Here is a 6623-nt window from a genome sequence, read left to right on the forward strand (position 1 = left end):
ACATTCGATGACCTATTGGGCCTCTACCGTCGAAGACGTCGGGTGAAACACCCGGTTCTCCCCATTTTTCTCCGGCCATCAGGCCGTCAGAAAGGAGCCCCCATGGCCACCAAGGAAATCTTCCACCGCTTCGTGCCTCTGCTGTACGTGCGTGACAGCCTGGAGGCGATCGCCTTCTACAGCGACGCCTTCGGTGTCGAGGAGCTCACCGAGCGCACCATGCTGCTGTCCCAGGTGCCTGGCATGGAGGAGACGCCGGGCGCGGACCGGACAGTCGTGTACTCCAAGCTTCAGTTCTCCGACGGCAGCTCGCTGGGCGTCGCCGAGCTGAGCGCCGACACCAAGGCCGACGGCGAGCACGTCATCGGCAACAACATCCACATCGGACTGGTCTACGAGGACCCCGCCGAGCAGCGCACGGCCTTCGACAAGCTCACGAAGGACGGCAAGGTCCTGGAGGCGTTGGAGAACCGGTTCTGGGGCGCCGCCTACGGCGCCGTGCGCGACAAGTACGGCGTCATCTGGGAGACCAACTGCTACCTCCCCCAAAGTGATGGTGATGGGGCCGGCGCGCTCACCTGACGGCATCGTCGCCGCGGCCCCGTCCGCAGCAGCGCGGCGGACGAGGCATCCACTGCTTCACCGTTGACGACTTCGACACGACCGTGGAGCGCATCCGGCCCCATGTCGAGGTCGCCAAGGACACCGTCACCAACTACGACCGCGCCGACCGAAGTTCTTCTTCCGCGCCCGGGCGGCTACGCCCTCGGCATCTTCGGCCCGATCGGCCACACATGATCCGCCGACACGACAACACACAACACCGAGCACGACAAGGACTGACCCGTGCACACTCCCGCCATCTCCGCCTGTCTGGGCGTCAACGACCTCGACGACACCATCGCCTACTACGAGAAGCTCGGCTTTCAGGCCCTCCCCGCCGACCCCAACGCCTATATCCGCGTGCTCACTTACGGCGGCGAGTTCGCCTTCATGCTCCAGCAGACCAAGCTCCTCGGCATCTGGCTGCCGCCCCTGAAAGACGCCCCCACCGGCTGCTGCGGCATGCACTACCTTGCCGTCGACGACTTCGACGCCTGGGTCGCCGACCACCGCGACCACATCGACGTCATCAAGGGCCCGGTGAATGCAGGCGGCAACCACATGGCGCTCTACTTCCGCGACCTCAACGGCTACATCATCGGTGTCACCCAGAAGCAAGAGCACTGACTGATCTCTCATGAGAGGCGAAACCGGGCACTGCTTCCGCGCTTCCCTCCTTCCCCCTCGGCCTGATCATGCCCCTCCCTGGCCAGGCGATCGTTGCTCAGCGCCGAAGGGCGCGTGCATCTCGGACATCGGCAGACCTCCCAAGCGGACCGACCCGCACCCCAGCAGTACTGCCGTGCCGCACTACGGCAGTAGGAAGTACCGCGCGAAAACTGCCGCTTCGGCAGCCGACGGAACGAGAAGACATTGACTCAGCAAGATCACACAATCACGCGCACAACTGGGGCGGCACAGCCGATCATGGCGCGCCGCTCCCTCCTGGCCCTCCCTTTGCTGTTTCTCCTCGGGTTCGCGGCGGTCTACGTTGTCGCCGCCTGCACACCGTTCGGCCAAACGGCGGAGAACTCCCTGGTCAGGGGATTCGCTGATCAGGCGCGGATCCTCGCGCTGGTCGAGTCGGTGGGTCCACCGCCACTCAAGGCAGCCATGCCGACCCTGGTCGCAGGCACGGCCCTGATCGCTGCGGTCGCCGCTGTGCGCCGCTGCTGGTGGCAGGGCTGCGCGGCACTCGCGGTCGTGGTGACCACGGTCGGCGGAACGCAGGTGCTCCGCATGGTCCTACCCCGCCCCGACTTGGTACACGCTCCGCAAAACCTCATCGAGGCGAGTTTCCCCAGCGGTCACGTCGCCATCGCCGCCGGGCTGGCCTTCGGCGCGATTCTCGTCGCTTCCCCGCGCGCCCGCCCCTACATCGCCGCCGCCGGAATGCTGTGGCTCGCCGTCACCGCAGCCGCCGTCCAGACGCTCTGCTGGCACCGGCCCAGCGACGCGATCGGGGCCACGCTGCTGGGCTGCGCCTGCTACTGCCTGGCGACCCGATCGCTGCCCGCAGCCACCACGGCCGGCGGCACGGTGTGTCCCCGCGCATTGCCAGCCATCGCTCTGGCCCTTGCGGCGGCTGGAGCGGCTGCCGCCAGTACACGTGAGGACTCCGTCATGCGCCCGCTGGTCTTCGCCGCGGCGGCCCTTCTGTGCGCAGCCCTGCTCTGGATCACCGTAGCGAAGCAGCCCGCACCGCCCGCACCTGGCGCAGGCCCGGTGGCACGCTGAATGTGTGCCCCCACAACCGTGGAAGGCCACGCCCAGGAAGACGGCTGCCACCAGCGTGGGCACCAGGGCAGCAACGCTCCCACTCAATGGCGCCCAACAGGCCCCGCGACACCGAGCGCCCGCAGTGCGTCCGCGACAAGTACCGCATCGTGTGGGAGACCAACTGCCACCTTCCCCACGGCGATGGCGAGGCGACCGGTGCCCCCGCCTGACCGACCGGCCCCGCCGGCGCGGGTTCACGAGGTGAGTTCGCGCTCCAGCGGGGTGCGGTAGGCGGGGGTGAAGCGGCGATTCCCGAGGAAGGCCGTGATCCTTTCCGCCTCGGCCTCGATGGCTGCCCGGGCGTCGCGGCCGGGGTCGTCGAGCAGCCGCCAGGTCAGGGTTCCGTCCTTGCGCTGTGCCCAGCCGCCGATGATCCGGCCGTCCCACCACACGGTCGGGCCGATGTTGCCCATCCGGTCGAAGAGCGCGGGAACATGGTCGGCATCGAGGTAGAAGCCGCGCTCCCGCCAGCCCATCGGGGTCGGGTCCAACGCGGGCAGCAGTACGGCCGACGGCTCCGGCGCGGCAACCGGCGCATCCAGGTGCTCCGCGAGCGCATAGCCGGCGCCCTCGTCCAGACGGACCTCGACCGCGTCCGCGGCGGCCACGGCCTTGCGGGTCTCGGCGACCGTCCAGCCCGTCCACCACTTCAGGTCGGCGACGGTGCCCGGTCCGAAGGCGCCCAGCCAGTGGCGGACCAGCTCCACGCGGGCCACCGGGGCGGGAATGTCCGGCAGTTCAGGCGCGAGGGTCCAGGCATGCTGGTTGCTGGTCCAGCCGCCGCGCCGGCTGCCGCGGGTGAGGCGGCCGTCGGCGGCCAGGGCGAACAGCAGGTCGGTGGCGATACTGCGGCGCGAATCGTACGGCTTGCCGGGCGAGACGACAACCTGCCGATCCAAGCCTGGGACGGCGGTGGCCAACTCCGCCGTCGTGGCCTCGCCCCGTTCCCGTACGGCCTCCAGTGTTCCGCGGCTGACGTCCTCCAGCCAGGTGGCGTCGCCGTAGCCGTTCGCTTCCAGCTGGCGCAGCAGCCCCTTCATGCGGGCTGCGGCGTTCGGCCGGCCTACGGCAGCCAGCATTACCGGTGCCAGGGAGGTGGGGACGACGAAGAGGGTGCAGCGCATCGCCGTCATCCGCAACAACACCTCCCGCTCGTAGAGTTCACGCTCGATGCACTCGCAGCTGGGGCTCTCCACTCGGGCGGCAGCCGAGAGGTAGACCGTGGCGGCGTCGGTGGCGTGCAAGGCCAGCACCGACTCGGCCACCTCCCGGACGACGCTCGCTCGCCGGCCGGGGCCGGGCAGATGGTGTCCGGCCAGGCGGGAGCGGCGCTGCGCGTCGGTGATGCGGGGAACGGTGTTCATGCGAGGGCCTGCGGGGTGTCCTGGCCAGGGGCCGGGCCGGAGGCGGGGGTGGGCGCTGGCAGGTCCGGGTTGGGGGTGAGGATGCGGCGCAGAATGCCTTCGACCTCCGCCCGGGTGGGCGACGTGGTGCCGGCAAGACCTTGCAGGGTCAGGCCGTTGGTGGCCACGGCCGCGGTACGGGCGGTGAGCGGGTCGACGTACGGCAGGAGTGCGTCGATGCTCAGCTCGATGAACCGGTCGGCAATCGGGCGCAGCGCGGGCCGGCGCAGAGCCGCCAGGTACAGCTCGAACTCCATGACCTGACTGTCGCGTTGGGGGCCGAAGCAGCCCATGAGGGCGTCGGTGAGCAGCACGGTGAGCTGCTCCGGGGTGAGTTCGGGGCGTTGGGCGACCCAGTCGGCGAGGTAGGCGGCGTAGCGGTCGACGGCCCGCTGCAGGGCGGCCTGGATGAGGTCGTCCTTGGCCGCGAAGTGGTAGGTCGTCGCGCCGAGCGGGACGCCCGCCCGCTCGGCGACAGCTCGGTGGGTCAGCCCCTCGATGCCGCGCTCGGCGATGACCTTCTCAGTGGCGGAGATGATCTCCGCTATCCGCCGCTTGGGGTCGTACCGCCGCTTCGTGGCATCCTGCCCGGCCATGACCGTCCCTCCCGCGTGTCTCGCACACCTTGATGAATGTGACTTGTGTACGAAGGTATCAATCTTCCCCCGGAAGCGCCCGCGGGCTCCCGTACCGCCGAAAAGGTCTCCGCTCACCTTGCGTTTTTCCCGTTACTTCGCACCGTTTGAGCAGGTGAAGCGGTTGGTCACTTCAAACCGTTTGCCCCATTTGACGGTAACGCTCGACAGAAATGCTGGACGTGTGTACTAATTGAAGAGGGCTTCGAGCGCCCCACAGCCTGAGAGCAAGGGTTTCTGCGGCTACGCGCTCCAGGCCGCCCGGCCGCCACAGGCGCTACGACCTGGCGGCATCGCACGACCAGCGACAGCGGCGAACCGCCGCTGCACCCGGCCCCGGCCTACACGCTCCCCCACCTGACCACTCCCGCCATGCCGCCAACCCCGATCGGAGGGAAGCCCGCCATGATGAACATCGCCCCCTGCCTGGCCGTCAAGGACCCCCTCGCCACCGCCGCCTTCTACCGGAAGATCGGCTTCGGCGTCCTGGACACCGGCCCCCTCAACCCCGAACACCCGCTGCTGATCATCACTCACGACGGAAAACCCGCCCTGATGGTCCAGACCGACAGCAGCCTGCGCGAGCTGCTGCCCACCATGCAGTCCACCAACGGCTGCTCGGGCATCCACTACTTCACCGTCGCCGACTTCGACGCCACCGTCGAACGCATCCGGCCCCACGTCGAGGTCGTCAAGGACACCGTCACCAACTACGACCGCACCGGACGCGAGTTCTTCTTCCGCGACCCCGACGGCTACATCCTCGGCATCTTCGGCCCCGACAACATCGACGCCTTCCGGCAGCAGACCGCGACTGAACCCGCGGCCGAGACCACCTGAGGGCGCCACCGCCATGAACACTCCCGCCATCTCCGCCTGCCTCGGCGTCAACGACCTCGACGAAACCATCGCCTACTACGAGAAGCTCGGCTTCCAAGCCCTCCCCGCCCCGCCCCACGCCTACATCCGCGTGCTCACCTACGGCGGCAAGTTCGCCTTCATGCTCCAGCAGACCAAGCTGCTCGGCATCTGGCTGCCGCCCCTCAAGGACACCCCCACCGGCTGCTGCGGCATGCACTACCTCGCCGTCGACGACTTCGACACCTGGGTCGCCGATCACCGCGGCCACCTCGACGTCATCAAGGGACCCGTCGACGCAGGAGGCCACCAGGCGCTCTACTTCCGCGACCTGAACGGCTACGTCATAGGCGTCACCCAGAAAACCCCGCACTGACCAGCCACCCCAACTCACCTACCATTCCAAGGAGTTACCGCCATGACGAACACGAAGACCACGAAGATCGCCGTCCTGGGCACCGGCGGCGGAGCCCGCGCCCACGCCGCCCGCCTCGCCGAACTCGGTTACGAAGTCCGCGTCGGCACCCGTGACGTGGAAGCCACCCTGGCCCGCAGCGAGCCCGACATGATGGGCAACCCGCCCTACCGGCAGTGGCTTGCCGACCACCCCGGCGCCCAGCTGCACACCTTCGCAGACGCCGCGGCCGCCGCCGACGAGATCGTCATCAACGGCATCGATGGCCACAACGCCGTCACCGCCCTGACCGCCATCGCCGACCGCCTGGCCGGCAAAACCCTCATCGACTACGCCGTCCCCTACCTCTACGGCGCCGCGATGGACCACCCCTGGCCCACCCCGTGGGGCGTGATGCCCAAGCTCGACCCCTGCGACACCGACAGCCTCGGCGAACAGATCCAGCGCGCGCTGCCCGACGTGAAGGTCGTCAAGTCGTTCGTCACGCAGGAGCAGGAGACCGTCGTCAACCCCAAGACGATCGGCGGCGGCGACCACACCATGTTCGTCGCCGGCGACCACACCGACGCCAAGCAGACCGCCACCGACCTCCTCACGGCGTACGGCTGGAGCGACGTCCTCGACCTCGGCGGCATCGTCACCGCCCGCGGCATGGAGATGTACGCCCACATGCACAGCGCCATCGGCCTCGCCCTCGGACTCGGCACCCACTTCGGCGTCAAGATCGTCCGCTGACGCCCCAGGAGCACAGAGGCCCGGGCCACACACGCCCGGGCTCACGGACGACTCCCGGAGAAAACGCGACCCGTACTCAACCGCGCCCGCCTCAACACGCGGAACTTGACAGGGAACAGACGCGGTCGGTGTAGAGCTTCGTGGTCAGCTGACCGCCGCAGCCGCCGAGCAGATGCCCGCACCAGAACGTGTCGT

General features: G+C 68.7%; 9 protein-coding genes. 7 read left to right on the forward strand and 2 right to left on the reverse strand.

What is annotated here, in order from left to right; translation table 11 throughout:
- Window positions 1-102 precede the first annotated feature (102 nt).
- The 4 genes from ACO1BR_RS35545 (at window position 103) to ACO1BR_RS35560 (ending at window position 2552) form a co-directional block, all read left to right on the forward strand.
- On the forward strand, window positions 103-582 hold the full coding sequence (locus tag ACO1BR_RS35545) for a VOC family protein (RefSeq protein ID WP_426799238.1): 480 nt from the start codon (window positions 103-105) through the stop codon (window positions 580-582).
- Between the two features lie 264 nt (window positions 583-846).
- Window positions 847-1230, forward strand: a complete 384-nt coding sequence (locus ACO1BR_RS35550; RefSeq protein WP_426799239.1) for a VOC family protein — start codon at window positions 847-849, stop codon at window positions 1228-1230.
- Between the two features lie 300 nt (window positions 1231-1530).
- Window positions 1531-2340: a phosphatase PAP2 family protein gene (locus ACO1BR_RS35555; protein WP_426799240.1), complete on the forward strand. Its 810-nt coding sequence runs from the start codon at window positions 1531-1533 to the stop codon at window positions 2338-2340.
- An 86-nt stretch (window positions 2341-2426) separates the two neighbouring features.
- Entirely contained in the window at window positions 2427-2552 is a 126-nt protein-coding gene (locus ACO1BR_RS35560; protein WP_426799241.1) for a hypothetical protein, read from the forward strand.
- A 24-nt stretch (window positions 2553-2576) separates the two neighbouring features.
- On the opposite strand, the gene ACO1BR_RS35565 is transcribed toward ACO1BR_RS35560, so the two are convergent.
- Together ACO1BR_RS35565 and ACO1BR_RS35570 are read right to left on the reverse strand one after the other, a co-directional pair.
- On the reverse strand, window positions 2577-3746 hold the full coding sequence (locus ACO1BR_RS35565) for a winged helix DNA-binding domain-containing protein (protein ID WP_426799242.1): 1170 nt from the start codon (window positions 3744-3746) through the stop codon (window positions 2577-2579).
- Complete coding sequence (locus tag ACO1BR_RS35570; RefSeq protein ID WP_426799243.1) at window positions 3743-4381, reverse strand: TetR/AcrR family transcriptional regulator; 639 nt, start codon at window positions 4379-4381, stop codon at window positions 3743-3745. Before ACO1BR_RS35570 ends, ACO1BR_RS35565 begins: the two co-directional genes overlap by 4 nt.
- Before the next feature lie 444 nt (window positions 4382-4825).
- Between ACO1BR_RS35570 and ACO1BR_RS35575 the strand changes: the two genes are divergently transcribed.
- Genes ACO1BR_RS35575 through ACO1BR_RS35585 form a run of 3 tightly spaced genes read left to right on the forward strand, consistent with a single transcriptional unit; the run spans window position 4826 to window position 6428 of the window.
- Complete coding sequence (locus ACO1BR_RS35575; protein ID WP_426799244.1) at window positions 4826-5260, forward strand: VOC family protein; 435 nt, start codon at window positions 4826-4828, stop codon at window positions 5258-5260.
- A 13-nt stretch (window positions 5261-5273) separates the two neighbouring features.
- Complete coding sequence (locus ACO1BR_RS35580) at window positions 5274-5654, forward strand: VOC family protein (RefSeq protein WP_426799245.1); 381 nt, start codon at window positions 5274-5276, stop codon at window positions 5652-5654.
- A 42-nt stretch (window positions 5655-5696) separates the two neighbouring features.
- Window positions 5697-6428, forward strand: a complete 732-nt coding sequence (locus ACO1BR_RS35585) for an NADPH-dependent F420 reductase (protein ID WP_426799246.1) — start codon at window positions 5697-5699, stop codon at window positions 6426-6428.
- Window positions 6429-6623: the final 195 nt, after the last annotated feature.

Origin of the sequence: Streptomyces sp. YGL11-2 (assembly GCF_050054615.1) — a bacterium.
Lineage (GTDB): Bacteria > Actinomycetota > Actinomycetes > Streptomycetales > Streptomycetaceae > Streptomyces.

Excerpts from the sequence above, each read along its gene's own strand:
- ACO1BR_RS35580 (WP_426799245.1), top strand. The coding sequence starts at position 5,274 with ATGAACACTCCCGCCATCTCCGCCTGCCTCGGCGTCAACGACCTCGAC.
- ACO1BR_RS35585 (WP_426799246.1), top strand. The coding sequence starts at position 5,697 with ATGACGAACACGAAGACCACGAAGATCGCCGTCCTGGGCACCGGCGGC.
- ACO1BR_RS35560 (WP_426799241.1), top strand. The coding sequence starts at position 2,427 with ATGGCGCCCAACAGGCCCCGCGACACCGAGCGCCCGCAGTGCGTCCGC.
- ACO1BR_RS35555 (WP_426799240.1), top strand. The coding sequence starts at position 1,531 with ATGGCGCGCCGCTCCCTCCTGGCCCTCCCTTTGCTGTTTCTCCTCGGG.
- ACO1BR_RS35575 (WP_426799244.1), top strand. The coding sequence starts at position 4,826 with ATGATGAACATCGCCCCCTGCCTGGCCGTCAAGGACCCCCTCGCCACC.
- ACO1BR_RS35570 (WP_426799243.1), bottom strand. The coding sequence starts at position 4,381 with ATGGCCGGGCAGGATGCCACGAAGCGGCGGTACGACCCCAAGCGGCGG.
- ACO1BR_RS35565 (WP_426799242.1), bottom strand. The coding sequence starts at position 3,746 with ATGAACACCGTTCCCCGCATCACCGACGCGCAGCGCCGCTCCCGCCTG.
- ACO1BR_RS35545 (WP_426799238.1), top strand. The coding sequence starts at position 103 with ATGGCCACCAAGGAAATCTTCCACCGCTTCGTGCCTCTGCTGTACGTG.